This is a genomic window from Lentisphaerota bacterium (genome assembly GCA_016873675.1).
Classification (GTDB): Bacteria; Verrucomicrobiota; Kiritimatiellia; order RFP12; family JAAYNR01; genus VGWG01.
Map to the genome: position 1 here is coordinate 20,245 of VGWG01000013.1, position 24,985 is coordinate 45,229.

Annotated in this window: 24 protein-coding genes and 1 tRNA gene; 17 read left to right on the forward strand and 8 right to left on the reverse strand. The window is 63.5% G+C overall.

What is annotated here, in order from left to right; genetic code table 11:
* Positions 1-21: 21 nt before the first annotated feature.
* The 6 genes from asnB to FJ222_03270 are packed head-to-tail and all read left to right on the forward strand — an operon-like array spanning position 22 to position 6,517.
* Positions 22-1,902 (forward strand): asparagine synthase (glutamine-hydrolyzing), encoded by a 1,881-nt coding sequence (gene asnB, locus FJ222_03245; protein ID MBM4163442.1) that lies wholly within the window; start codon positions 22-24, stop codon positions 1,900-1,902.
* A gap of 1 nt (position 1,903) precedes the next feature.
* Positions 1,904-2,572 (forward strand): SGNH/GDSL hydrolase family protein, encoded by a 669-nt coding sequence (locus FJ222_03250; protein MBM4163443.1) that lies wholly within the window; start codon positions 1,904-1,906, stop codon positions 2,570-2,572.
* Positions 2,569-3,651, forward strand: coding sequence for a hypothetical protein (locus FJ222_03255; GenBank protein ID MBM4163444.1), 1,083 nt, complete (start codon positions 2,569-2,571; stop codon positions 3,649-3,651). Before FJ222_03250 ends, FJ222_03255 begins: the two co-directional genes overlap by 4 nt.
* Positions 3,642-4,739 (forward strand): polysaccharide pyruvyl transferase family protein, encoded by a 1,098-nt coding sequence (locus FJ222_03260; GenBank protein ID MBM4163445.1) that lies wholly within the window; start codon positions 3,642-3,644, stop codon positions 4,737-4,739. The genes FJ222_03255 and FJ222_03260 overlap by 10 nt, the downstream gene beginning before the upstream one ends.
* The gene (locus FJ222_03265; GenBank protein MBM4163446.1) at positions 4,736-5,461 is read left to right on the forward strand and encodes a hypothetical protein; all 726 of its coding nucleotides are present in this window, start codon (positions 4,736-4,738) and stop codon (positions 5,459-5,461) included. The genes FJ222_03260 and FJ222_03265 overlap by 4 nt, the downstream gene beginning before the upstream one ends.
* Positions 5,462-5,509: 48 nt before the next feature.
* On the forward strand, positions 5,510-6,517 hold the full coding sequence (locus tag FJ222_03270) for a glycosyltransferase (GenBank protein MBM4163447.1): 1,008 nt from the start codon (positions 5,510-5,512) through the stop codon (positions 6,515-6,517).
* 10 nt (positions 6,518-6,527) lie between these two features.
* On the opposite strand, the gene FJ222_03275 is transcribed toward FJ222_03270, so the two are convergent.
* Together FJ222_03275 and FJ222_03280 are read right to left on the reverse strand one after the other, a co-directional pair.
* Positions 6,528-7,700 (reverse strand): hypothetical protein, encoded by a 1,173-nt coding sequence (locus FJ222_03275; GenBank protein ID MBM4163448.1) that lies wholly within the window; start codon positions 7,698-7,700, stop codon positions 6,528-6,530.
* 152 nt (positions 7,701-7,852) lie between these two features.
* Positions 7,853-8,185: a hypothetical protein gene (locus tag FJ222_03280; protein MBM4163449.1), complete on the reverse strand. Its 333-nt coding sequence runs from the start codon at positions 8,183-8,185 to the stop codon at positions 7,853-7,855.
* Positions 8,186-8,329: 144 nt separating this feature from the next.
* On the opposite strand from FJ222_03280, the gene FJ222_03285 reads away from it, so the two are divergent.
* Positions 8,330-8,420, forward strand: a tRNA-Ser gene (locus tag FJ222_03285).
* Between the two features lie 100 nt (positions 8,421-8,520).
* A complete protein-coding gene (locus FJ222_03290; protein MBM4163450.1) occupies positions 8,521-9,063 on the forward strand; it encodes a hypothetical protein in 543 nt (180 codons plus the stop codon).
* A gap of 135 nt (positions 9,064-9,198) precedes the next feature.
* Here the strand turns inward: FJ222_03290 and FJ222_03295 are convergent, their stop codons facing one another.
* The 6 genes from FJ222_03295 to nadC form a co-directional block, all read right to left on the reverse strand.
* On the reverse strand, positions 9,199-9,465 hold the full coding sequence (locus FJ222_03295; GenBank protein MBM4163451.1) for a Txe/YoeB family addiction module toxin: 267 nt from the start codon (positions 9,463-9,465) through the stop codon (positions 9,199-9,201).
* Positions 9,459-9,701 (reverse strand): type II toxin-antitoxin system Phd/YefM family antitoxin, encoded by a 243-nt coding sequence (locus tag FJ222_03300; protein ID MBM4163452.1) that lies wholly within the window; start codon positions 9,699-9,701, stop codon positions 9,459-9,461. The genes FJ222_03295 and FJ222_03300 overlap by 7 nt, the downstream gene beginning before the upstream one ends.
* Before the next feature lie 287 nt (positions 9,702-9,988).
* A complete protein-coding gene (locus FJ222_03305) occupies positions 9,989-11,074 on the reverse strand; it encodes a KamA family radical SAM protein (protein MBM4163453.1) in 1,086 nt (361 codons plus the stop codon).
* Positions 11,052-11,621 (reverse strand): phosphopantothenoylcysteine decarboxylase, encoded by a 570-nt coding sequence (locus tag FJ222_03310; GenBank protein MBM4163454.1) that lies wholly within the window; start codon positions 11,619-11,621, stop codon positions 11,052-11,054. The genes FJ222_03305 and FJ222_03310 overlap by 23 nt, the downstream gene beginning before the upstream one ends.
* Positions 11,622-11,632: 11 nt before the next feature.
* On the reverse strand, positions 11,633-12,394 hold the full coding sequence (locus FJ222_03315) for a type III pantothenate kinase (protein ID MBM4163455.1): 762 nt from the start codon (positions 12,392-12,394) through the stop codon (positions 11,633-11,635).
* A gap of 16 nt (positions 12,395-12,410) precedes the next feature.
* Positions 12,411-13,259, reverse strand: coding sequence for a carboxylating nicotinate-nucleotide diphosphorylase (gene nadC / locus FJ222_03320; protein ID MBM4163456.1), 849 nt, complete (start codon positions 13,257-13,259; stop codon positions 12,411-12,413).
* A gap of 173 nt (positions 13,260-13,432) precedes the next feature.
* On the opposite strand from nadC, the gene FJ222_03325 reads away from it, so the two are divergent.
* The 9 genes from FJ222_03325 (at position 13,433) to FJ222_03365 (ending at position 24,649) form a co-directional block, all read left to right on the forward strand.
* A complete protein-coding gene (locus FJ222_03325) occupies positions 13,433-14,674 on the forward strand; it encodes an ATP-binding protein (GenBank protein ID MBM4163457.1) in 1,242 nt (413 codons plus the stop codon).
* Positions 14,631-15,575: an HAD family hydrolase gene (locus tag FJ222_03330; GenBank protein MBM4163458.1), complete on the forward strand. Its 945-nt coding sequence runs from the start codon at positions 14,631-14,633 to the stop codon at positions 15,573-15,575. The genes FJ222_03325 and FJ222_03330 overlap by 44 nt, the downstream gene beginning before the upstream one ends.
* Positions 15,575-16,711, forward strand: a complete 1,137-nt coding sequence (locus FJ222_03335; protein ID MBM4163459.1) for a methyltransferase — start codon at positions 15,575-15,577, stop codon at positions 16,709-16,711. The genes FJ222_03330 and FJ222_03335 overlap by 1 nt, the downstream gene beginning before the upstream one ends.
* Before the next feature lie 53 nt (positions 16,712-16,764).
* Positions 16,765-18,123, forward strand: a complete 1,359-nt coding sequence (locus FJ222_03340; GenBank protein MBM4163460.1) for a replication-associated recombination protein A — start codon at positions 16,765-16,767, stop codon at positions 18,121-18,123.
* A complete protein-coding gene (locus FJ222_03345; protein MBM4163461.1) occupies positions 18,120-18,689 on the forward strand; it encodes a 5-formyltetrahydrofolate cyclo-ligase in 570 nt (189 codons plus the stop codon). The genes FJ222_03340 and FJ222_03345 overlap by 4 nt, the downstream gene beginning before the upstream one ends.
* 14 nt (positions 18,690-18,703) lie before the next feature.
* Positions 18,704-22,789, forward strand: a complete 4,086-nt coding sequence (gene hrpA, locus FJ222_03350) for an ATP-dependent RNA helicase HrpA (GenBank protein ID MBM4163462.1) — start codon at positions 18,704-18,706, stop codon at positions 22,787-22,789.
* 710 nt (positions 22,790-23,499) lie between these two features.
* The gene (locus tag FJ222_03355; protein ID MBM4163463.1) at positions 23,500-23,706 is read left to right on the forward strand and encodes a hypothetical protein; all 207 of its coding nucleotides are present in this window, start codon (positions 23,500-23,502) and stop codon (positions 23,704-23,706) included.
* Between the two features lie 290 nt (positions 23,707-23,996).
* Positions 23,997-24,326, forward strand: coding sequence for a type II toxin-antitoxin system RelE/ParE family toxin (locus FJ222_03360; protein MBM4163464.1), 330 nt, complete (start codon positions 23,997-23,999; stop codon positions 24,324-24,326).
* Positions 24,323-24,649 carry an XRE family transcriptional regulator gene (locus tag FJ222_03365; protein ID MBM4163465.1) on the forward strand — a complete coding sequence of 109 codons (327 nt, stop codon included), beginning with the start codon at positions 24,323-24,325 and terminating at the stop codon, positions 24,647-24,649. The genes FJ222_03360 and FJ222_03365 overlap by 4 nt, the downstream gene beginning before the upstream one ends.
* Positions 24,650-24,985 lie beyond the last annotated feature (336 nt).

Here is a 24,985-nt window from a genome sequence, read left to right on the forward strand (position 1 = left end):
GGCCATCTCCAGGAATAATACATGTGCGGTTTTCTTCAGGTGATTCACAGGAACAAGCCGGTGAACCGGGATCGCTTTCGTCATGCGCTGGCGTCGATGCGTCATCGCGGCCCCGACCAAAGCGGCGAGCTTTTTGTTGAACGCGAAACGTGTGCACACGAGGGCCAAAAGCAGACGGTTTATTTTGCGTTCGGCCATCAGCGGCTGTCCATTCTGGATGTGTCGGAGAAATCCAGACAACCGTTTGTCATCGGCCCGGACGTGTTGTTGTTCAACGGAGAAATCTATAATTTTAAAGAGTTGAACGAAGCCCTGATAGCACGGGGACACGTGATCGAGACCCACGGGGACACAGAGACGCTTTTCAAGAGCGTCCTCGCCCAGGAGGACCAGGCCCTCAAACACTTCAACGGCATGTGGGCTTTTTCGCTGTATCAGGCGGATCGATTCCGTCTGTTTCTGTCACGCGACCGCTATGGAAAAAAGCCGCTTTTTTATTATCGGGATACCGATACGTTCTGCGTGTCATCCACCCTCTATGCGATCCAATCCTATCTCCATCGTCCACTCGTCTTTAACCGGGACACGGTGGCGCGCTACCTGGTTCATGGAACGCTGTATCCATCCGGATGCGCCGAGACCCATTATCAGGGGATTTCGCAGATTTTGCCCGGACACTGGGGCGTTTTTGACCTCAACTCCTGGACAATCCGGCAGGAGCGGTATTTCAATTTTTATGATTCCGAACTGGCAGGTCAGATCAACGACGATCCGGAACAGCTTGTGGAGGACCTCAAGGACAGCGTTCGAAAAAGGCTTATTTCGGATCGTCCGGTCGGCTTGTTGCTTTCGGGAGGCATTGACAGCACGCTGATCCTATCCACGCTCTATACGCTCGGGCTGCATGAGCACTGCCGGGTGTACATGGGCGACACCGGGAAATCGGAGGACTATGCGTATGCCAAGCGGTGCGCCGATCAACTGGGTGTCCGCGCCGAAACCGTCTTGCTCGACTATGACTCGAACACCTTTGATCGCTTTCTCACGATCTGCCGGCATCAGGAGAAGCCGTTCTCGATGAATGGCAGCACGATGGCGATGCCGCAAATGTATGAGGTGATCGCCGCGCAAGGCGTGCCGGTCGTGCTGGATGGCACGGGCGGGGACGAGCTATTCGGCGGCTATTGGCAGCGCCAGTTTCCGTTTGCGGTGCGCGAGGCCGTCAGACAGGGCGACTGGACGTGGATCTGGAATCAGCTGTTGTGCAAGGACGATGAGCACATCGTCCGCACCCATCTGTTGCGTTCCTTTCTGCCCGCTGCCTGGCTTGAAGCGACGCAGTCGGCGGGCAACAAACTGAAGGCTCTGGCCTATCCCTGCTTGAAGGTTGAGCTGCGTCAGATCCTCGGATCATCCACCGCCGACCCGCTCGACAATCTCTCGTTCTCTTTCACAGAGGCGATGTGCGCCGATCTCGCGCCCGGCGGCCGACTGGGTGAATGGCTGTGGCATAACGACCGCAACTCCATGATGTCCAGCGTGGAAGGGCGCAGCCCCCTGTTGGATTACCGGCTCAATCGCTATGCCTACAGCGGGTATCGCCGGAAGTTCCGTTCCGCCTGGAACAAATATGAATTGCGCCAGGCCTTTGACTCGCTCGCGCCGCTGCCGTCACAATGGCGGCAGCAAAAGCAGGGTTTCCGCTGGGACGGCAAACGATTCCTGTACAACAATCAGTCTCGCATTCTGGAATTGCTTCGCGCCAACACGTGCCTGACGGATCTTGTCGACATGCCGAAGCTGGTGTCTTATGCCCATAGATATCCCAAATTGCTGCGTTCGTCATTCTTGAAAAAGGCGCTGGTCATTTCGGGCGTTGAGGCCGCACTGGGGGGCGTTTGAGATGGAATCCGTTCTCAGTTTGGGCGATTGCAACACCTGCGGCATCGCTCCGTGCGAAGGGAATGCCTATCCGGAGCGGTTCGCGCAGCTTCTTGGCGGAGTCGTGCGCAACTGTGGCTACACCATGTCCACCATGCGGGAGGCCTCCTATTTCTTCCGTGATTTCTACACGCATGACACGACCATCGTGACTCTCCAATACGGACTTGTGGATTCCTGGGAAACCTTTGCCTACGCCCCCTATGTCCTGTACTATCCCGACAATCTGGTCCGCAAACTCTGTCGAAAAGTTGTCAAACGCTATAAGAAGCTCTGTCGTCAGACGGGCCTGAACACCTGGCTGGGTAGCGCGCCGCTCGTGCCGGTGGAGGAGTATGCGCGCAGGCTGACCCAGATCATCGAAGCCTGCCGGCCCGACACCCGAATCCTGCTCATTGAAACCGTGCCGAACCGGAATGAATCGCGCAATCCCGCCATCCGACGTTATAACGACGCCCTGCGGAACGTTGCGGCAGCGCATCCCCGCTGCCAGGCGCTCGACACCTACGATTGGTTTGCCACCCATCGCGACACGCTGTATCTGGACGACACGCACATCAACGCGCAGGGGCATGAATGGATCTCCCGCGGGCTTCTTGACCTCTGCTCAAACGCGGAGGGTGCCGCATGAAGCCAGTTATTCGATGCCTGATTCTTTCCGACAACAAGCCCGGCCACGTGACCAACAGCATGGGGGTGTTCAAGGCCATCCAAACAATCGTGGCGGCGGAATCGGTCGTGCTTCAGGTCCGCCTCCGCCTGAAAATGATCCGCTATCCGTTACGATGGCTGCTGAACCGGCCGACCCTTCTGCGCCGCATTCCCGCAGGCACGCAACGCCGGCTGATGGGACTCGTGTACCAAATGTGCGAGCCTCAGCACCTCGACCCGACACAGCCGTTTGACTGGGTCATATCGAGCGGCGGCGACACCTCCTTCCTGAACGTCTGGCTGGCCCAGCGTCATGGCCTCAGAAACATGTACTGCAGCGCGTTGAGGGGGCTGAATCCTGCCCTCTTCACGGTGTATTTCTCGCTGGGCGCGGCCTCGGTTCACAACAACAACATCCGCGTGCCCTTTATTCCCCTGCTGACGGACCGGGCGCGGATCTTGGAGCAGGGCCAGCAATTCAGGACGGCCCACGGGCTGGAACATCAAACGGTCTGGTGCGTGCTGATCGGGGGTGATGGCGCAGGGTATCACTATGACGCCGCATCGCTGGAGCAGTTGGCCCACGGGCTTCTCGCGCTGGCTCGGGACTATCAGGTCAAGCTGCTCGTTACCACGTCTCGCCGCACCGGATTGAAGCTCGAGCGCGTGCTGAAATCGGTGCTCGGTGATTGCCCGGCCGTAGCGTATGCCACGTACTATAATCACCGCCCCGAGAAAGTTGTCGCGTCGTTTCTCGGTGCCGCAGATCTGGTGTTTTGCACTGCGGACAGCGGATCGATGATCACCGAAGCCATGACGGCGGGCAAACCCGTCTATTCCCTCATACCCGAACAGGTCCGGCCGCAACCGTTCTATCAGGCGTTTCTTCAATCCCATGCCGACGCCCGCCGGATCAAGCCGGTCGCCATCGGCTCCCTGCACACGCTCGATCCAAAACGGGACGTCGCCTCCTATTTTCAGGTGCTGGAAAAGGACACCACGGCGGAGCTTGCCGCCCAGCTCAGCCCCTGGATTCGGACGGAGGACTCATGCGCATAGCCTATTTTGTCAACTCGTTCAATGCGATCAACTGGGGCGGACAGGCGACCTCCACCGGTCTGAAGCGGCTGGCGGCGCAGAATTATCCGCATGCGGAGTTCGTTCCACTGGACGTGCCCAAGCTGCCCTACAAGCATCTCGCGCCCATTCGGTCTCTTTTCGAGCATCACCTGGCCCGAGCGATTCTGGCGGATGATGCGGCTGGTGTCGCGCGCAATCTGCGGCGCCTGAACATCCCGCTCACGCTTTTTCAGGGTTTTGACACCGTCTGTTTTAATGGCGAGGGAGCCATTCATGCGAAGTCCGGCCATTTGATTCGCCTCATGGGCATGCTGTGGTATTTCAAGCACGCGGGGTGCTTTGTCAGCGCGTTGAATCAAACGGTGGACCTGGGCCGGCAGTCGCTGGCCCGGGAGGTGGTTGCACACGTCTATCGCACGCTCGATTACGTCAGCGCCCGCGAGCCCGTCTCCTTCCGGGAACTGGTCGGCCTCGGGGTCCGCGCGCAGCTCGTTCCGGATGCGGTGTATGCGCTCCCCCGGCTCTCGGAGTCGGAGATCGAACCGCTCACGGCCGGTTTGAATCTTCCGCCTCATTTCATCGGCGTGACCGGGTCATCGGCATTGAGCAAGTCATCCACGCGCACGATGGATCGCCTGCTGACGTGCATTCGCGCCCACTACGCGATGCCCATCGTGTTCCTGGCAAACGCGAAGACCGACATCGCCCTGGCGAAAGCGCTGAGGCGGAAGCATCCCTTTCTCATCATCCAGCCGCCGGTCCGGTATGAACAGGCCATGGCGGTCGTCGCCAAGGCGCATCTGATCGTCGGCGGCAGGCAGCATCCGAACATTTTTGCGGCGATGCATCGCGTGCCGTTTGTCCCGTTTCGAGGCAACACGCATAAAATGGAGGGGGTCTTGGAGTTGCTCGGCTATCCGCTTCAAGCCCTGCCGTGGAGCAGCGATGCGCGCGCCATCGAAGCCGCTTTTCAAACTGTTGACCGCCTCTACGACACCCTTCGCGCGATTGAGGCGCCCCGTGTCACGACGCTTGTTCTGAGTCAGAAAAGTGAGGACGTGAAATGATTATTCATCCCGACGATCTGGTTTATCTGCACGGCCGTCAGTATACCAACAGTTTGAGGGCTCGCTTTGTTTTGGACCCGCGTGATTTCATCTACCAGACGCGCGTTCATATCCTCGAAGACCGATGTCGTGGAAAGCACGTCATTCATCTCGGCTTTGTGGATCACACCCCGCAATCGGTTGACAAGAAATTAAAGAAGAACAAATGGCTGCATGAGGCGCTCTGCCGCGTGGCATCCCGGTGTTATGGGTTGGACATCGATCAGCCGGGGGTCGACTACGTGAAGAACGTCCTCGGCTATCAGGACGTGGCGTGTCTGGATATCCTCAAGCAGGACTGCGCAGATATCTTTTCCCGGACCTGGGATTGCCTGCTCATTCCGGATGTTCTGGAGCACCAAAACAATCCGGTGGACTTCCTGGCCGCATTCGCCCGCAGGTTCAACGGTGTTGCGGCTGAAATGATCATTACCGTGCCCAATGGATTTGCGCGGGAGAACCATCGGGCCGTGCGGCAGAATTGCGAAGTGATCAACTCCGATCATCGGTATTGGTTCACCCCCTACACGCTGGCCAAGGTCATCACGGCCGCCGGCTTGCGCGTGAAGGAGATGCGAACGTGCCGCAGTGGAACGATCAAATCGTGGACCGTGTTGAAAAATCACTATTACGCGAGACATCCGTTGCTCAGAAACAGCATCGTGGCTGTTGTCGATGTGTAGCGGTTGCGTTTTGCTTCTTAACCCGCATGAGATTGTCACAGGGCACACATGCATAGTTGCCATATTATCGCGAGCGCGGCAGCGGGCGGCATGGAAAACCACCTGATTGCCCTCTGCAACGGGCTGTGTCGGAACCAGACCGTCACCGTGGTGGCGGCCGACTGGTTTCTGGATAAGTTTCATCCAGACGTGCGCGTTATCCCCTTCAACGGGCTGTTGTCCAGTCGGTATAATCCGCTGACCCTGATACGGCTGCGGCGGTTGATCAAACAGATCGCCCCCGACCTCATTCATGCGCACGGCAGCAAAGCGGCGACCTTGATCGCCGTCCCCCGTTTGTTTGACGCGTTCGTACGCGTGACCACGGTGCATGGGCTGAAACGGCGAACCTCCTTCCTGCGGGCGTTTGACCGCGTGATTGCCGTGAGCCGGACGGTCGCCAACGCCCTCGCCGGACTTCCGGTTGATGTGGTCATGAACGGCGTGCCGCTGTCGGATGATCCTCCAGCCCCTGGGCCTGCCAACCAGCCTCCGCTCGTCATTGCGATTGGCCGTCTCGTTCCAGTCAAGGGTTTTGATGTGCTGCTGCGCGCGTGGGTTGAGGTCCCGTCCGCGCGATTGCTGATTGTCGGCGAGGGGCCCGAGCGCACCGCACTCGAATCGCTGTCCCGCCAGCTGGGCGTGTCTTCCCGCGTGACGTTTGCCGGATTTCGTGCGGACGTCCAGTCGCTGCTCCGGACGGCTGATTTGATGGTCATCGCCTCGCGGCGCGAAGGGCTGCCGCTGGTGCTGATCGAAGCGCTGCATGCGCGGCGTCCAGTCGTTTCGACGGCCGTGGGCGGGATGCTGGGTTTTCTACCGCCGGAGACGCTGGTGCCGTCCGAAAATCCAGCGGCTCTAGCCGCCACACTCAACACCGCGCTCGCCGATCTGCCCGCATACGGAACGTCTTTTGAAGCGCTCTGGGCGTTTGCCCGCCGCGAGTTGACCGACGACGCCATGGTCGCGCGCACCGAGGCCGTCTATCGATCGGTCCTGGCCGCGCGTTGCGTCTAGCGAACCGCGCTCACCAGCCGGTCAGCAGCAGGATCGCGATGGCACTGAAGAACAGGCCCAAAATCACTTTGACCACCACCAGATTGCGGCGGCTCCAGTCTAGGAGGCGATTGATCTGCATGCCGCGATGGAAGCAGATGAAGACCACGGCAAGGGGGACGACAAAGAGCAGGTTGTACAAGACGAGAAGCAGCCAGGCGTAGAGCCGGGAGGTGTCGTGCTTGACCAGATACATCAGGACCGGCAGGTAGCCCTGTCCGGTGCAGACGCTCTCGAGAATGGTGACGGCCGCGCCGATGAGGAAGCCGCTGATGACCGGTCCCCCGAAGCCGAGGCCACTACGCATGACCGCATGGATGCGCGTCTTAATGCCTGTGGGGATTTGGAGCGTGACATCATTCACGCGACCCGTTTTCTTAAAGCGGAAGGCATCCCGGAACGAGAGGACGGCGAGAGGGATCATGCCGAGGCCGACGGCGATCTCAACGTATTTCTTGAAGGCGTAGAAATTGGGCACCCGCCGGAGGGCGAAGAAAAAGCCCAGCCCGAGGCCGGTATAGACGATGAACGAGGCGGTGATGAATGAAATGCCCACCAGCAGGCGGGTGCGCTTGCTGACTTTGAGGACGGTCAGCAGACTCAGGAAGAAGATGAGCGTGGAGATGGCGCAGGGGTTGAAGCCGTCGGTCAGACCGCCGATGGCCACGATGGAAATGGTCATGGCGCTGGCGCGCTTCTGCACGACGTCGCGCTGTTCGTCCGTTGTCATCCGGGGTGGCTCCGGAGGACGCCAGTTGGAGGACTGGCGGCTGGCCAGGGCCGCGTTGACGCGATCCAGCAATGTCGCGGCAATCGTTTCATAGCCCGAAAGAAACACGGTGTGATCCACGATGATGGAGACGAGGCCGCTTTCATGATTGTCGCACCGATTCTGGTAGGCGATCAGCAGGGGGATGGTCTCCGCCTGGTTCATGTCGTGCGCGACCAGCTCGTAAAAATCCGCGAATCGCTCCTCCAGTTCGGGGAACACCTCGCGCTTCACGCGTTCGCACTCGGAGCACCCGGGGGAGAAGAAGAAATCGAGCCGCACCTGATCGGCGATGCCGGCGCGAAGGGGCGGACACAAGGCAAACGCGAACCAGGCAAGGGCGAGAAGAACCGGCACTCGGAATGTACGTAACATAGATCAGGCCCCGTGATTTGTTGGGTACAGACTATAATGAAACGGGACGCGGGGTTCAATGAAAACTTGAATCCAGACTACACGACCTTGAATGGATTCGGTTTCGGTGATGGCGTTTCCGCACCGGGGAATGGAGGGGACGCGACTTGGGATTATGTCTTGCCCATCGCCAACAGGATCATGCCGGCGAAGATCGCGGCAACTCCACCCCATTGTGTCACCGAGAGGCCCGATTTGAACACCACGGCCAACGCCAACTGCGCGAGCAGGAACGAGCCGCCGCCGCAGATGCCGAGGGCGACGTTGGGATTCATGGATCGGTACACGAGCATGAGAAGCCAGATGCTGGAGAAACCGAAGAGGTTGCCGCCGAGAAACCCCCGCCACCATCGGCCCTCTACCATGCTGCCCCACTTGAAAAACAACTGCGCGATGACCTGCATGGTCAAGAAGATCGTGATCGCCATGATCGTCGCTATCGTCATTCTAATTCTTTATCGATCACCTTTTGCAGCACTATATAATGACCGATCAGGTATTGTCAATATTCCAGATCGCTGCGTTGAGCGTTTTGAGTTGAGTATTTCCGTCAGACCGTCTATAAAGGGCGGCGTTTTCGCGCACCTTCTGGAGAGGTGGCCGAGTTGGTCTAAGGCGCAGCACTGGAAATGCTGTGTGCTCTTACGGGCACCGGGGGTTCGAATCCATCCCTCTCCGCCACTTCTCGTCAAAAACCCGCGGGACGCGGCATACCCCCTTCGCCCCGGGCGCCAGCGCCGTGTGTCAGCGATTCCGGGTCCCTGTGTGAGAGGCATGCTGCATGAATACTCCGAGACTGTCCATCCGATGGAAACACCCGGTCGCACGGACCGGCGCGGTGCTCTGTCTTCTGGCAGCCGCCACCTCCGCGGCCGCTGCCGGGAAGCGGCAACCGATCCCCGAGGTGCGGGACGCGTGGATACAGACGACGGCGACCGAACTCCGGAATTTCGTTCCGAGTTCCGGCCTCGCCACCGGCCGGTTTCGTCCGACCGGACATAAGGGGGTCGAGGCCCTGTGCTGCGAGATCAACGGCCGGGGCCTGCTGAACCTCGGCACCAATGACTGGGTCTGGATCGTCAGCCACTCCGCCCATGACGATCCGAACATCGGCGATGTCAGTATCGGGGTGTGCCAGGGGGGGCGACTCTACAAGAACGAGGCCCATGTCTGCGGAAAGCAGCTTCGTCTGGTATCCACCAACGGACTGGCGCTTCCCGCGAGCAGCGAACAGTTCTTCCGCCTCTTTTTGGACGAGATTGATGACAAGCCCTGGATTCCGCTCCCGTCCGATCCGAAAACGCCGGCAATCGGCGCCGAGTAACAAGGAACGGGCCTGCTGTCGATAGACTTTGCCGGCAAGCCGTTCGGGCATGACTCCGTTTCCCTGTTCCCCTCTGAGCACAACGCCAGCGGTGAAGCGGCGGCATCCCGTCGCCTCCACCGCGTTGTTCGCCAATCATTCATAATGTGACCAGAGCCGGATGACCTTGACGGTCTTAACGTCAGCCAAAACCTGATAGACAAGCCGATGTTGGATATTCACGCGCCTAGAATACGCGCCGGACAGATCGCCGACGAGTTTCTCATAGGGAGGCGGATTCTGAAACGGGTCTTTCTCAAGAACCGCGAGAAGCCGTTCTGCCTGTGGTTTCAAACCCGAAGCCCGAAGTTTCTTTGCATCTTTCTGGGCTTGCTTGGTAAAGACAAGCGTCCAGTTCACCATTTCAACTCCTTGTCGCATTTGCTGACTGGAGTCCTCATCCCGGACTGAATGGATTTTCTCATTCCGGGAATCGATGTGAGAAACAAAGTCTCTTGGATGGCCTGCCAGTCGTCATGGGAAACAAGGACAGCGGAGCTCCTCTTGCCCGTGATCTGGACGATCCTGTGGGAATCCGCCACGTCATCCAAAAGGCCATACAAGGATTTTCGAGCCTCTGTGGCCGTAAGTGTTGTCATAAGCCCTTTCCTTTCGTACGCAATATCGTACGTCAGCCTTCTCACTCTGTCAAGTCGGCGCAGAAGAGTCGACACCGGTTGTTTCGTGAGACGAACATCGCAGTGAAAAGCGCACACACAAAGAGTAGTGTGATTGCAATAGTCTTGAATCCGGACAGGCCGCGCACACTGAAAACGTAGTACGGAAAAGCGATGAGCCAGACGAGAAGCAGGCTGGCGCGTAATGCTTTGCTCATTCTGTATCCGTGTTGCAGGGCGTCGTAATGACACCAACCTCATGGCCCGTCCTATCTCACCAGATCCTGCACGGCGGTTTTGGCGGGAGCGCCCGGAATATCGGCGACGAAGCGGGGCATGGCCAATCCGCCGATCCGCCGCGCGAGCGCATCGGCCATCTCCACGGCCTGCTGCGCCGTGACGCGGAAATGCACCGTCCCCGCGACCGGGTCGCCGATAAAAACGTAATACGGCCGCACCCGGATCCGTTGCAGCCCCGTGCATAACCGCGCCAGCGCCTCGACCGAATCGTTCACGCCCTTGAGCAGCACAGCCTGATTGGACACCGGTATGCCCGCGTCCACCAGACGCCCGCACGCCTCGGCCGCCTCGGCTGTCAGCTCTCCCGCATGATTGAACTGGGTGTTGACCCACACTTTTTTCGATGCGCCCAACGCGCGGGCCAATGCGTCGGTAATCCGCATCGGCAGCGTCGCCGGCGTCCGCGTGCCGATCCTCACCGCATCGAGCTGCGCCAGTTCGGCAAAGGCCCGGACGCGCCGCAGCACCGCCGCGTCGCGCTCCAGCAGCGGGTCGCCGCCCGACAGGATCACCTCGCGCACGCCGGGATTGGCCCGGACATAGGCGACCGCCGCGCGCAGCCCCGCCGCATCGGTCATCACGGCACGGTTCTCAAAATCGTTCTTCCGGGTGCAGTGACGGCAGTTCACGGCGCACCGCGCCGACGCAAGCACCAGCACGCGGTCGGAAAACCGATGCACCAGGCCGGGCACGGGCGAATGGGTGACCTCCTCAAAGGGATCGGCGCAATACCCTGCCGCCGCCGCCATCTCTCCAGCATCGGGAATCCACTGCGCGCGCAGCGGATCGGCCGGATCGGTGAAATCGCCCGCCGCCAGATAATAGGGCGACACGCGCGCCGGATAGCGGATGGCGGCTGCGGCTGAGTCGGGGTGCGCCAACAGGCCGAGGCGCGCCAGATCCGCCGCATCGAGCGCGTGTCGCATCTGCCACTTCCAATCCGCCCACGCCGGCGTCGCGCGGACCGCATCCAACCACCCCCGCAACGCCGCCGCATCCATGAATCGGATCCGGCTGCGAACGCGTGGCCTTTTAAGACTGTCCGTGTTGGCCATGTCCGATCATCCGCCGCGCCGCTTCAAGAATCGCCTCGGGCTCGGCCATGCGGCCCGGGCCGTTGGCGCCGCAGGCCAGCTCGCCCGCCGCAGCCTCGATAATCCCGGCGCCGCGCGCACGCACCGTAGCCAGATTGGCCTGGGTCGCCGGATGATCCCACATCCCCGTGTTCATCGCCGGCGCAATCAGCAGCGGCGCGCGCGTTGCGAGCGCGGTGGCGGTGAGCAGGTCGTCGGCCAAGCCGTGAGCCAGCTTGGCCAGCACGTTGGCCGTGCACGGCGCCACCACCATGATGCCAGCTCGCTCGGCGAGTGACACATGCCCCGGCATCCACTCCTCCGGATCGTCCAGCGCACTCACGCCGACCGGGTTGCGCGAGAGGGTCCGGAAGGTCAGCGGCGTCACGAAACGGGTCGCAGCCTCGGTCATCACCACATGCACGGACCACCCCGCCTTGATCATCAGCCGAGCCAGCTCCGCCGCCTTGTAAACGGCGATCGAACCGGTCACGCCGAGAACCACTTCCACTGGTTTTGTTTGTTTCATGGAATCCTCCTTTATTTTTTGCTTTCCGCGTTCTGCTCAAAAATGGTCCCCAGCCCGAACACGGTCAGGTGCGGGTCAATCACAAACGGCATGCCGATTCCGGTCAGCACCCAGCGGGCAAAACCGCCGGTTCCGACGAGTGTGACGTCGGGTCCCAGCGTCTGCAACAGGTAGCCGACAATCTCGCGCACCATGCCGCGGTAGCCAATCCGGGCGCCGATCTGGATTGCGCCGCGCGTGCTGCGTCCGATCTTCGGACACGCACCGCCCGGCGCCACGTGCGGCAGCAGGGCCGTCCGCTCGTGCAGGTAGTCGGTCATCAGTGGCAGCCCCGGCGCAATCACGCCGCCGATATAGCCCCGCGCCGGCGTCACGATATCGAATGTCAGCGCCGTGCCGAAGTCGGCGACGATCAGCGGCGCGCCGTACTTCACCACGCCGCCGGCCGCGTTCGCAAGCCGGTCTGCGCCGATGGTCCGGGGATCCGGATAATCGATCGCCACCGCCATCGGAATCCCCGCCCGCACCACCAGCGGCGTGCATCCCAGCTCGCGCATGACGAGCGTGCGCCACAGCGGGTTCGTCGCGGGGACAACCGACCCCAGCACCGCGCCGCACACCCCGCCTTTGGCGGCCCGCCGCACCGCCGCGGCGCAGGCGTCCGGATTCTTGACAACGCCGCCCGCCACATGGGCAAACCGCGAAACACGGCCATCCACATAGAGCGCCAAGCTGGTCGACGTGTTGCCGACATCAATCACCACACACCGCATGCGTCGCCTCCTTCCATCAGACCGCCGCCCATTCCAACGACAGGTCCACTGCGGGGGCTGAATGCGTCAGGCACCCCAGCGAAATCGCATCGACGCCGGTTGCCGCCACCGCCGCCGCCCGTTCGAGCGTAATCCCGCCGGAGGCCTCCAGACGCGCGCGGCCCGCCGTGATCTGGACGCATTCGCGCATCCTGGCGCAATCCATATTGTCGAGCATGACCCAGTCGGGGTTGCCACGCAGCGCGCTGACCAGTTCCTCGACGCTCTCCACTTCCACCTCGACCGGGATCGCGGGGAAGCAGCGCCGCGCCGCCGCGACGGCCAGATCCAGCCGCGACGGATCGCCACCCTGCCAGAGCCGGCGGTGATTGTCCTTCATCAGCACACGGTCGAAGAGGCCGAAGCGGTGGTTGGCGCCCCCGCCGCATAGCACGCTGTATTTTTCGAAGAGCCTCAACCCGGGCGTGGTCTTGCGGGTGTCGAGGATTTGCGTCCCCCACGGTTTGACGACCTCGGCGAAACGGCTCGTGAGTGTCGCGATGCCGCACATCCGCTGCATGAAATTGAGGGCCGTCCGTTCGGCGGTCAGAATCGCCGCCGCCCGTCCGCGGATCGCGAGCACCGTCGCGCCGGGCGCCGCGTCGCAGCCGTCGGCAATGACGGTCTCGCAGACCACGTCCGGGTCCACCGCTTGCAGGACGGCTGCCGCCACGGCTCCTCCGGCCACGCGGCACGCCGCGCGGCTGAGGATCGCTCCGACGGCCTCCGCATCCGGATCCACCAGCGCCAGCGTCGTCACATCCCCCGGCCCGACATCCTCGTCCAGCGCCAGCCGCACCGCCTCAAAGGCCCGCGGATTCCCCATGAGATCAGGCAACACCCTATCACCCCTTACGTTTGGCATGGATGTACATTTTGAAGCATACGGACGAAAAGATACACAATAAAATGCGGGGGTGTTGGGGTGAGAAGGCGGGTAAGTGCGAAGCGAGACACTTTTTGCTTGCAGTTTGTTACCGCAAGTACTAATCTGCACGCATGTTCAAGGAAAGATCACTCTCATCCCGCGTCAGGGGGGCCGTCAAGTCTTTCCGCGTTGTCGTGGTGAGCGGTGCGCGACAGACCGGCAAGACAACCTTGCTGCGTCATCTCTTTCCGGAATGGGATTGTGTCACGTTCGACCCGGTGACTGACATCGAAGGCGCGCGCGCCGATCCCGATCTGTTCTTGGACAACCACCCGCCGCCTCTGATCCTCGATGAGATCCAGTATGCGGCCGAGGTCGTTGCCGCGCTGAAGCGCCGCGTGGACCGCGCCGGCGACCTTCCAGGCCAGTACATCCTGACCGGTTCGCAGCAGTGGCAGGTCATGCGCGTGTTGGCGGAGAGCCTGGCTGGACGGGCAGTCTTCATCGACCTCCACGGTCTGAGTGTGGCCGAATCCGCCGATGCGCCCGAGAGCGGCTGGCTTCCGTTCTGGCTAGGGGGTGCCGACGCATTCATGGACCATCAGGCCGGACGGCGGTCCGGTCTGCGGCTCCACCGCTGGCTGTGGCGCGGTTCGCTGCCAGGAACCCTGCTGGTGGAGGACGCGTGGATCGCCTCATTCTGGGACGCCTACCAGCGTACCTACATCGAGCGTGATGCGCGCGCCTTGGCCGAGCTCGGCGATTGGCAGCAGTTCGGCCTGTTTCTCCGTCTGGCGGGGGCGCTGAGCGCGCAGGAGGTGAACGCGAGCCAGTTTGGGCGCGAGATGGGCGTGACGCCCCGCACCGCGCGCAAGTGGCTGGACGTCCTCACGGGGACCTTCCAGTGGCACGAGATTCCCGCCTGGCAAGGGAATGCCGTCAAACGCGTGATTGCCAAACCCAAGGGCTATCTGGGTGACACGGGACTCATCTGCCACGGTCAGCGCATCTCCTCGTCCGAGGCGTTGGGCGGGCATCCGCTCCTGGGCGCCTTGTTCGAGACGGCCGTGGTTGGCGATATCCGCCGCCAGGCCTCGGCGCTGGCGTTTGCGCCCGGTTTCTGGCATTGGCGCGCGGCGGGGGGTGCGGAGGTCGATCTGATCATTGAGGCCGATGGCTGCCTCTATCCCGTAGAGGTCCGCCTGACCAGCAATCCACGTCCGCGGGACGCGTCGGGGATCAACGCCTTCCGCGCCGCCCATCCCGGCCAACGGATCGCGCCAGGGTTGATTGTCTGTGCGGCCGACCGTCCCCGTCGCGTCACCGAAAATGTTTTCGCCCTACCCTGGGACTGGCTGGTCACGCCCGGATGAGCGGCCCCAGATTCGGGGAATGTCCTACGCCACCGCTGCCGCGTCGAAACCGAGGTCGAAACCCGGTCGAAACCGACATGTGGGCCCCGCTCAACGCTTGACAGCGCAGGCGACCTGTCGCACAATCGCAACCGATACGGGCGCGTGGTGTTCAGGCGCCAGCGCATGGGCGGCGGACGCGCGAAGGGAGTTTCTTTTGGCTCAGGCTTTCACTAATGGGTTTCCGGATCAGGCTCGTCCCGGTACCGGCGGGACCCGCGTCACCTGCATCATCTGGGATTGGAACGGAACCCTGTTGGATGATGTCTGCGCCTCGGTAAACGCGCTGAACGCGCTCATGGCGCCCCGCGGCCTTGGTCCCGAAACCGTGGCGCGCTACCGCGACCGCTTCGGCTTTCCGGTCAGCGACTATTACCAGGAGGCCGGCTTCGACCTGGCCCGTGAGGATTGGGAGCGCCTGGCCCGCGACTATCACGACGCCTATCTCGCGCAGCCCGACCTGCGCCTCTTCGACGACGCCCGGCCCGTTCTGAACACCCTCGCCGCCTGCGGCATCCGCCAGGCGATCCTCTCGTCGTGCGAACAGTCGATCCTGGAGCGCCTGATCGGCGAGGCGCGGCTGACCGGCTGCTTCTCCCGCATCTTCGGCTCCGACAACCTGCACGGGCTCTCCAAGGCCGAACGCGGACGCGGCCTCGTCCGCGATCTCGGCTGCATCGCCGCCTCGACGCTTTTCGTGGGCGACACCCTTCATGACCACGACGTGGCCGCCGAACTCGGCTGCCGCTGCGTCCTCGTCGCCCGCGGACATCAATCCCGCGAGCGGCTGCTCGCCGCCTGCCGGCCGGTCATCGACCGCCTGGACGATCTTCCCCGCCTCATCGCCGAAGGAATCTGCTGATGCCCGTGACGCTCACCACCACCGACCGCCTCCCGCCGTTGGCCCGCGACGAGCAATTTCTCGACGGCGCCCTGCTGGTGCGGTCGCGCTCGGGGCTGCATCCCACGGAACGCGCGCTGTTGGAGCGGCTGCCGACGCTTCCCCGCGCCATCTCGCGCGTCCTGGTCGCAGGCAACCGCACCGGCGTCCTGCCCGCCGCGATCCGTCATTTCTTCCCTCGGACCGAGGTGCTGGCCCATGTCTTCGACACGCATCACCGGGCGATCATCCTCCGCACACTCGCCGGAAGCGGCGCCGAAGCGGGCATTGCATGCGTTGCGGCGGCCGACATTCCCCGGTATCCGCCCTTCGACGCCGCCGTCCTCCAACTCTCGCGCCACGCGATGCCGACCGAGTTGGTGACCGACCTTCTGGAGCAGGTGCATGAGGGGCTGGCGGACGGCGGCGTCTGCCTGATCGGATTCGAGGGCGACGCCGAATGGCTCCGCGCCCAGCTCAAGGCCATTTTCGGCAAAACCGCCGTGACGGTGGACGCCGATATCGCTGTGGCGTGCGCGACGCGCGTCCGGCCGCTCCCCAAGCCCCGTAATTTTTCCGCTTCGTTCGAGGTCTCCCTGCCTGGGGTCGCGCCGTTCACCCTGCAGACCCGTCCCGGGGTCTTCGCGCATCGCCGCCCCGACCTCGGTGGCCTTTCGCTCGCCGAGGTCGCCGCCCGCGAGGTGGTGGCTGGCGACCGCGTGCTCGACATCGGCTGCGGATGCGGCATGGTGGGCATCGCCCTCACCCGCGTTGTTCCGGGTCTTCACGTCACCTTTCTCGACAGCCACGCCCGCGCCGTGGCGTGCGCCGCCGCCAACGCCGCCGCCAACGGGCTGGCCGATCCCGCATTCGAATGCGCCGACACCGGGACCCGAAGGACCGGCTTCACCCTCGCCGTCGGCAATCCGCCTTACTTCGGCGATTACGCCATTGCCGAGCTGTTCATTCGCACCGCCTGCGAGGCGCTCGCGCCCGGCGGACGCTGCCTGATCGTCGCCAAGCAAACCGACTGGCACGTTGATTTCATGACCCGGCTCTTCGGCCAGGCCGAACCCATCCGCCGGCGCGATTATACCGTCGTGCGTTCGATCAAGTAGCGGCTAACACCCCCCGGCTTGCTTTTTTCACCGTTTCATGGCACTTTAAGCGCATGTCTGACGCGGAACTCTTTGATTCGGGCACGCTGGATGTCGCTGACGCGAATGCCGCGCCGGGTGGCGCCTCGCGTCCGCCGCTGGCCGCCCAAATGCGGCCGCAGACACTCGACGACGTGGTCGGCCAGGATCATATTCTCGGGCCGGGCAAGCTTTTGCGGCGGGTGATCGAAGCCGACCGCCTGCCCAATCTCATCTTCTACGGACCCCCGGGCAGCGGCAAGACGTCGCTCGCGGAGGTCATCGCCAAAGCCACGCAATGCCGCTTCGAGCGCACCAGCGGCGTGATCTCCAACGTCGCCGTGCTCCGCGCCCTGTGTGAAAACGCCAAGCGCTTGCGCGCCCTGCGGAAGACCGTCCTGTTTATCGACGAAATCCACCGCTTCAACAAGGCCCAGCAGGATGTGCTCCTCCCCTACGTCGAGGACGGCGCGGTGACCTTGATCGGCGCGACCACCCACAACCCGCAGGTTTTCATCAACTCGCCGCTCACCTCCCGATCGCTTGTGTTCGAGCTCAAGCCGCTCGACGAGCCGTCCATCGTCCGCCTCATCCTGCGCGCCCTTGCCGACGAATCGCACGGCCTGGGACTGCTGCGGGTGATCGCCGATTCCGATGCGGTCGCCTGCCTCGCGGGCATTTGCGAAGGCGACGCCCGACGCGCGCTCAACGCCCTTGAAGTCGCCGCCCGGAGCACGCCCCCCGGCGCCGACGGCGTGATCCACATCACCCGCAGCGTGATGGAAGACTGCGTCCAGCGCCGCATGATTCTCTACGACCGCGACGAGGACGGCCATTACGACACGATATCCGCCTTCATCAAGAGCGTTCGCGGCTCCGATCCCCATGCCGCCGTCTACTGGCTGGCCAAGATGCTGGAAGCCGGCGAGGACCCCCGCTTCATCGCCCGCCGCCTGATGATCCTCGCCAGCGAAGACATCGGCAACGCCGATCCCCGCGGCATCACGCTCGCCGTCTCCGCCACCCAGGCCGTCGAGTATGTCGGCATGCCCGAGGCGCGCATCATCCTCGCCCAGGCGACCACCTATCTCGCCACGGCCCCCAAGAGCAACGCCGCTTACCTCGCCGTCGATGCCGCGCTGGCCGACGTCCGCGAAGGCCGCGTCCTCGCCATCCCCGAGCATCTCAAAAACCTCCACCTCGACGCGATCGGCCACGACGCCGCCGACCACCCCTATCTGTATCCGCACGCCTTTCAAGGCCACATCGTCGAGCAGCGCTACATTCCGGCAGACAAGCATTACTACATACCCACCGATCAGGGCTACGAGGAGACCATCCGCAAGCGGATGGAGCGGATCGCCTCCGCCTTGGAGAAGACGGAGCGGCCATGACCAAGGACGAGATCCGCGCCGGCATGCTGGCCCGCCGCCGCGATGTTGACGATCAGACGCGCCGCGACGCCGGAAAGGCCATCGCGGAACGCCTCGCTTCAACCGCTGCGTTTGCCCGTTCGTGGCGGTTCTGCTGCTACCTCAGCACCCCGCATGAGGTCACCAGCCGCTACATCCTCCGGACCGTGTTCGAGGCCGGACGCGAGGTGTGCATCCCGGCCTGGGATCCTATGGCGCAAACCTACGGTCTCTTCGCCTATGATCCGCGCATGCCCCTCATCACCGGACACCGGGGCATCCGTGAGCCGTCCATCCGCATCCCGATCCTCCCCTGGGATGTGAACTGCTTCATCGTCCCCGGCCTCGCCTTCGACAGCCACGGGGGGCGCCTCGGCTATGGCAAGGGGTACTACGACCGCATCCTCGCACAGGCCGCCCGCACCGTCCCCATCATCGCCGTCTGTTACGACTGGCAGGTCGTCGACGATCCCCTCCCCTTCGAACCCCACGACATCCGCGTTCACATGATCATCACCAACCAGCGCTTCATCACTTGCGCAGTGTAATCCTCTTACATCACGTGAACCCTGCCCTTCCGTTTGTCTGTCCGCCCCTGCGCTTCCCCGACGAGTTGCCGATCACCGCGCACCGCGAGGCGATCGCCGATGCGTTGGCGCGCAGCCGCGTCTTGATCGTCTGCGGCGACACGGGTTCGGGCAAGACCACCCAGATCCCCAAGATCGCCCTCGCCGCCGGACGCGGCCGCACCGGGCTGATCGGCGTCACCCAGCCCCGACGCCTCGCGGCCGTCGCGATGGCCACCCGTGTTGCCGAGGAGTTTGGCGGCGAGCCGGGCGGCTTCGTCGGGGTCCAACACCGCTTCGAGCGCCGTCTTTCGCCCGAGACGCGCATCAAGTTCATGACCGACGGCATCCTTCTGGCCGAGACCCGCCAGGACCGCCTGTTGCGCGCGTATGACACGCTGATTATCGACGAGGCGCACGAGCGCTCGCTCAACATTGACTTTCTCCTCGGCATCCTGCGCGGCATCATCTCCCGGCGGCCCGACCTGCGCGTGGTCATCAGCTCCGCCACACTCGATGCCGAACGTTTCGCGACCTTCTTTGCGGATCGCGGCGCGCCCGCCCCGGTTTTCACCATCCCCGGCCGCCTCTACCCGGTCGAGGTCCGCTACCGGCCTGCCGACGAAGAGGACGCCCCCGACCTGCCTCGGATGATCGCCCAGGCCGCCGCCGAGCTCGCGGCCGATGCGCCGGGCGACGTGCTGGTCTTTCTTCCCGGCGAGCGCGACATCCGCGATGCCGCCGACGTCCTCGCCGGCCGCCGCCTCCCCGACACCGCTATCATCCCGCTGCTCGCCTCCCTGCCCGCAGGCGAGCAGCAGCGGGCCTTTAAGACGATCCCCGGCGTCCGCCGCATCATCCTCGCCACCAACGTCGCCGAAACCTCCGTCACCCTCCCCGGCATCCGCGCCGTGATTGACACCGGTCTCGCCCGCGTCCCCCGCTGGAACGCCCGCACCCGCGTCCAGCGCCTCCAGATCGAGGCGATCTCGCAGGCCTCGGCCAGCCAGCGCGCCGGGCGCTGCGGCCGCCTCGGCCCCGGCGTGTGCATCCGCCTCTACAGCGCCGACGACCTGGCCGGCCGGCCGCCCTACACCGACCCCGAGATCGTCCGGTCCTCCCTCGCGGGCGTGATCCTGACCATGCTCGACCTGCGCCTGGGCGACATCGCCACCTTCCCCTTTCTCGACCCGCCCCCGCCCGCCGCCATCCGCGACGGCCTGCGCGAGCTGATCGAACTCGGCGCTATCGAGCATCCCGACGCCCGGCCTGGCGCGCCGTCCGCCGATCCCCGGTCCCCGCCCGCGCTCACCCCGCTCGGCATGCGCCTCGCCCGCCTGCCGCTCGAGCCGCGCCTCGCCCGCATTCTCTTCGCCGCCGACACCGAGCAGGCACTGCGCCACGCGCTGATCGTTGTCGCCGCCCTCGAATGCGACGATCCCCGCCGGCGGCCAGTCGAGAAGCAGGCCGAAGCCGACGCCGCGCACGCCCAGTTCCTGACGCCCGCATCCGACTTCTCGGCCCTGCTCCGCCTCTGGCGCTGGTACGACGAACAGGGCGGGTTCAGCTCCAACACCACCGCCCGTCGCCTCTGCCGCGACCACTTCCTCTCGTTTCCACGAATGCGCGACTGGCGCGACCTGCGCGATCAGCTCGAGCACCTGGTGCGTCCGCTCGGGCTGAATCCGGCGACCGAGGCTGGCGGCGATGCGGGGCTTCACCGCGCCCTGCTGGCGGGACTGCTCGGGCATATCGGCAAGCGCGACCCCGAGACCGGCGACTACCGCGGCGCCCACGGTCTGCGCTTCGCCCTCTTTCCCGGTTCCGGCCTTGCCAAGGCCGCGCGCCAGGCGGGCAAGCGAAAAAAATCCGATGCCGACGTCACCACCGCGCCACCGGCGCGCCCCTCCCCCGCGTCCCTGCCGGTCTCGCGCGACTGGGTGATCGCGGGCGAACTGGTCGAGACCGCCCGTCTCTATGCCCGCACCGCCGCCTGCATTGACCCGGGCTGGATCGAGCCGATCGCCGGACGTCTCTGCAAATCCTCCTTCCACTCGCCGTGGTGGGACACCGACAAGGGCTTCGCCCGCATCCGCGAGCGGGTCACCCTTCACGGCCTCGTGCTGGTCGAAAACCGGACGCGCGACTACGCCCGCATCAATCCCGCCGATGCGCGCGTCCTGTTCATCCGCCACGGCTTGATCGCGGGAGAGTGTCCGAACCCGCCGCCGATCATCCGCGACAACCTCAGCCGCCTCGCGCTCCTACGCCTCGCCCAGGCCAAGACCCGCGGCGGCCAGTCCCTGTTGGATGAGGACGCCGTCTACGCCTTTTATGACGCCCACCTGCCCGCCGACGTTTTCAGTGCCGACGCACTGCGCCGCTGGCTGCGTCAGGCCTCGCCCGAGCAGGTCGAAGCCCTCCGCCTGACCGACGCCGAAATCCCCCTGCCCGACGGCGCCGCGACGGGCTTTCCCGACACCCTTACGCTCGACGGCCAGTCCATCCCACTCACCTACCGCCATGCGCCGGGAGAGCCCGACGACGGAATCACCTGCACCGTCCCCGCCGACCTGCTGTCGCGCCTCCGCGCCTGGCGAGCCGACTGGCTCGTCCCCGGCGCGCTGCCCGAGAAGATCCGCTGGATGCTCGCGTCGCTCCCCTCCAAGACCCGGCGCCTCGTCGCTCCGCCCGGTGAAACCGCAGACCGCTGTCTCGGACGCATGCCGCCCGGTCGCGAACCGCTGAACCAAGCCCTTAGCCGCGCCCTGTACGAGGTCTGCGGCGTCCGCATCCCCGCCGATGCGTGGCGCGAGGACGATTTACCCGACTGGCTCCGCATCCGCTTCGTGGTGACCGATTCCGACGGCAAGATCCTCGGCAGCGGCCGCACCTTCGACCCCTTGATCAAAACCTTTGCCCTCGCTTCTGTCGGGCCCTCCGCCCCCGCTCCGAGTCAGTCGGGAACCGACTCCCGATTTCACCGCGACGGCATCACCGACTGGAGTTTTGGCGATCTTCCAGAAGAGGTCAACATCGACCGCGCCGGCTGGCCCATGCTCCACTATCCCGCGCTGGTCGACGCGTCACCCGCCGCCTGCGCCCTTCGACTGTTTGCCGACGCCGCGACCGCCGCCGCCATCCATGCCGAGGGGACGCTGCGGCTCATCGCGCTCGCCCTCGGCCCCGACACGCTCGCCCTCCGCCGTTCGTCCGCGCCAGCCAAAGACCTGCGCGGGGCGCTCGCAGCCCTTGAGTACACGTCCGAATCTTTCGTTGAGGATATCCTTCGGGCCGCCCTGCACACCTGCTTTCTTGAAGGTCTGGCACCCGTGCGCAGCGAAGCCGTCTTTCGTCAACGTCTGCTTCTCGGCCGTCCGAAACTGGGTGCCGCTCATCTGCAGATCGCGCGTCTGTGCGCCTCGGTCCTCCATGCGGCGCAGACCCTCGAACGTGACCTCGGCGGCGACGCGCGGCCGATTCCGGCTGCGGCACCGCCATCGGTGCACACCGCCGAATCGGTTATGCGCGATTTCACCAAAGGTCCGGCGGCCGTCAAGTCCCCCCCGTTATCAGCGCCCCTCCGGGCCGATGCCCTCGCCACCTTCGCGGATCTGCTGGTATCCTACAACCGCCAACCCAATCCCGGCGCGCATCACCAGCCAGCCAAACGGGCGGCGGCGCGGGCGCCGGTGGCCGTGACCCTGCATCCGGCTTCGGCAGACGATCTGCGCGACCAGCTCGCCTGGCTGGTGTTTCCCGGATTCATACGCGCCACACCCTGGGGTCATCTCCAGCACTATCAGCGCTATCTAGAGGGCATGCGCATCCGCGTGGAGCGGCTGCGAACCAACCCGGCGGCCGACCTCAAGCGCCTGGCCGAGATTGCGCCCTTCTGGAATCGATACACCGCCTTCACGGCCCGGGATGAGCACGCCACGCACGACCGCGCCGCCCTCGCAGACTACCGCTGGATGGTCGAGGAGTTCCGCATCTCGCTTTTTGCCCAAGAGTTGGGCACGGCCGCACCCGCCTCGGCCAAGCGCCTCGAGGCGCAGTGGCAACGGGTGCTCGCGACGTAAGCGGTCCGCCGCTGGGCGCGATTTCACTTCGTTGCATCGCACCTCGAATTCAGGAGTCAGGAGTTAGGTCTGTGGGGACTCTCCCGCTCCATCCCCTCCGCATCACCCACGGGGCGGTAAAAAATATTTAAAGAAACGATTGACTTACCCCCCCCCGCTATAATATCGCCTCATCAACTGATTCGGTCCCGCTCATTTTGTGTTCCACGCTGGTGGACCCGGAGCGGGTTTTTCATGCGGGAAGCAATCAGAGGATGCAACAACGCGATTGATCAAACGGGGATGAGGAGGCGATGATTACATAATCCTCTAGCGGTCCGGCGGACGTGGCTTTTTCGCCCAACGCCTCCAATCCCGCCAAGGACACCCTCGCCACGTTCACCCAGTCCGGCGACTACACCTTCATGGCCGTGATCTACGACGCCCAGGGGCTTGCGGCCACCAATGGCCAAGTCGAGCTACCTGTTCCCCAGCGCCAATCTGTCGCCGGATAGCGGTGCGTTCCCGTTCTTCATCTGGTCGCTGGCCGACCTCAACGGACCGGCTAATCAATACATGATCTACCGCCCCTCCCTCTACGCAGGCGTGACCGATAACACCGCGTGGGACGGAAACAACGGCGACTTCTATTACGGCGATACCGGCAACCGCGTGTATCTCATGCTCCAACAGCACTCTAGCCATTCGAGAAACCCGGTAAGCGCGAGCTCGTGGTCTCCGACACCCCCAAGACCACCACCCGCTTCACCCTCGACGGCTCGCCCGCGCTGGTGAGCCTCACCGGCCCGAGCGGAACGACCAACGCGGTGGCGCTGGGCAACCTACGGTTCGAGATGCGTTATCCGGGGAAAGCGCGTGTGTGGGTATGTGAATCGAGTCTGTGGGGACAGAGAACGCGTAGCGCCCATTTTTCCTGATTTCCAGATTCAAACGACCCGATCAGGGACATGCGTCCGGTCCGTCCCAGATACACACACTGAGATCTGTCTGCACCTGCCACGTAACCATCAGAGGAGAGATCAACATGGTCGAGCAGAAAATGGTTGAAGTATGGATCGCTGCGCGGAAGTCCAGGTTTCAAATCGAGAACAAACTTACGACCTATGGCGTACCACCAGATGAAGCCGCCGCACTGATCGAAGGAAACCACTATTGACGACAACCGCAAATTAGATTACATTGTACACTGATTGAAAGGACGGACATGCTGACGTTCATAGAGGCGACGCTCTTCACAAAGCGGATCATCGAACTCGGGGCCGAAGAGACCTACCGGGCCTTGCAGAATGAACTCGCAGCTAACCCCGATGCGGGCGACGTGATCCCGGGAATGGGCGGACTGCGCAAGATTCGCCTGTCGCTACCCGGAAGGGGCAAGCGTGGCGCGGCAAGGACGCTGTACCTGCTTTTCACGCGTGCGGAAACCATCGTCTTTCTGATGGTCTACACGAAAAACGACTTCGAGGATCTGCCGCCTGACGTAAAGAAAGCCGTGCGCCAACGAATCGCAATAATCAGACAGGAGTTTGAGCCATGAGCGTGAAACAAAAAGAATATGACTTCGACGCCGACGAACTGCTTGGTGCTCTCGACGAGACGCTGCAGCACGCACGCGGTAAAATCACCCTGCGCACAACCCGCGTGCCCCTGCCCAAAAAGGCGGCACCGATGCCACCCGAAAAAGTCGTCGCCTTGCGTCACACACTGAACGTGTCGCAGACGGTTTTCGCTCATCTCCTCAATGTATCGCCCATGACGGCGAAAAGCTGGGAGACCGGCCGCCGCTCGCCCTGCGGCGCGGCCTTGCGTCTGCTCGAAATCGCGGCTTCAAATCCCAATGTGCTCGCACCGTCCCACTGACGGACGACGGATACGGATAGGACGTACAAGCAGCCTTTTCCGAGGATCGACGAGTGTCGGTTCTGGACGGATAAATGGCGTTTATGTCAAGTTCCATGGCGGGGCGAAAGTGTCCGGGGCCGGTCCCGGCGGGATTTTTCGACCCAAATCCTCGCCTAAGGAGCGTCGCCGCCGATAACCTGCGCCTACACGCGCTCCGCAGCCATGGACCAGTCGCCAGAAAAGGCCGAAAACAGGCGGTTTTTCGACAGTGAGGGGGCTTTGGGGTGGTCAGGGGGCGCAAACGGGCACGCCCTTCCGCCCGGCGCCATCCTATAGAGTGCCGGTTTCGTCGGT

Excerpts from the sequence above, each read along its gene's own strand:
- asnB (MBM4163442.1), top strand. The coding sequence starts at position 22 with ATGTGCGGTTTTCTTCAGGTGATTCACAGGAACAAGCCGGTGAACCGG.
- FJ222_03250 (MBM4163443.1), top strand. The coding sequence starts at position 1,904 with ATGGAATCCGTTCTCAGTTTGGGCGATTGCAACACCTGCGGCATCGCT.
- FJ222_03255 (MBM4163444.1), top strand. The coding sequence starts at position 2,569 with ATGAAGCCAGTTATTCGATGCCTGATTCTTTCCGACAACAAGCCCGGC.
- FJ222_03260 (MBM4163445.1), top strand. The coding sequence starts at position 3,642 with ATGCGCATAGCCTATTTTGTCAACTCGTTCAATGCGATCAACTGGGGC.
- FJ222_03265 (MBM4163446.1), top strand. The coding sequence starts at position 4,736 with ATGATTATTCATCCCGACGATCTGGTTTATCTGCACGGCCGTCAGTAT.
- FJ222_03270 (MBM4163447.1), top strand. The coding sequence starts at position 5,510 with ATGCATAGTTGCCATATTATCGCGAGCGCGGCAGCGGGCGGCATGGAA.
- FJ222_03275 (MBM4163448.1), bottom strand. The coding sequence starts at position 7,700 with ATGTTACGTACATTCCGAGTGCCGGTTCTTCTCGCCCTTGCCTGGTTC.
- FJ222_03280 (MBM4163449.1), bottom strand. The coding sequence starts at position 8,185 with ATGACGATAGCGACGATCATGGCGATCACGATCTTCTTGACCATGCAG.
- FJ222_03290 (MBM4163450.1), top strand. The coding sequence starts at position 8,521 with ATGAATACTCCGAGACTGTCCATCCGATGGAAACACCCGGTCGCACGG.
- FJ222_03295 (MBM4163451.1), bottom strand. The coding sequence starts at position 9,465 with ATGGTGAACTGGACGCTTGTCTTTACCAAGCAAGCCCAGAAAGATGCA.
- FJ222_03300 (MBM4163452.1), bottom strand. The coding sequence starts at position 9,701 with ATGACAACACTTACGGCCACAGAGGCTCGAAAATCCTTGTATGGCCTT.
- FJ222_03305 (MBM4163453.1), bottom strand. The coding sequence starts at position 11,074 with ATGGCCAACACGGACAGTCTTAAAAGGCCACGCGTTCGCAGCCGGATC.
- FJ222_03310 (MBM4163454.1), bottom strand. The coding sequence starts at position 11,621 with ATGAAACAAACAAAACCAGTGGAAGTGGTTCTCGGCGTGACCGGTTCG.
- FJ222_03315 (MBM4163455.1), bottom strand. The coding sequence starts at position 12,394 with ATGCGGTGTGTGGTGATTGATGTCGGCAACACGTCGACCAGCTTGGCG.
- nadC (MBM4163456.1), bottom strand. The coding sequence starts at position 13,259 with ATGGGGAATCCGCGGGCCTTTGAGGCGGTGCGGCTGGCGCTGGACGAG.
- FJ222_03325 (MBM4163457.1), top strand. The coding sequence starts at position 13,433 with ATGTTCAAGGAAAGATCACTCTCATCCCGCGTCAGGGGGGCCGTCAAG.
- FJ222_03330 (MBM4163458.1), top strand. The coding sequence starts at position 14,631 with ATGTTTTCGCCCTACCCTGGGACTGGCTGGTCACGCCCGGATGAGCGG.
- FJ222_03335 (MBM4163459.1), top strand. The coding sequence starts at position 15,575 with ATGCCCGTGACGCTCACCACCACCGACCGCCTCCCGCCGTTGGCCCGC.
- FJ222_03340 (MBM4163460.1), top strand. The coding sequence starts at position 16,765 with ATGTCTGACGCGGAACTCTTTGATTCGGGCACGCTGGATGTCGCTGAC.
- FJ222_03345 (MBM4163461.1), top strand. The coding sequence starts at position 18,120 with ATGACCAAGGACGAGATCCGCGCCGGCATGCTGGCCCGCCGCCGCGAT.
- FJ222_03365 (MBM4163465.1), top strand. The coding sequence starts at position 24,323 with ATGAGCGTGAAACAAAAAGAATATGACTTCGACGCCGACGAACTGCTT.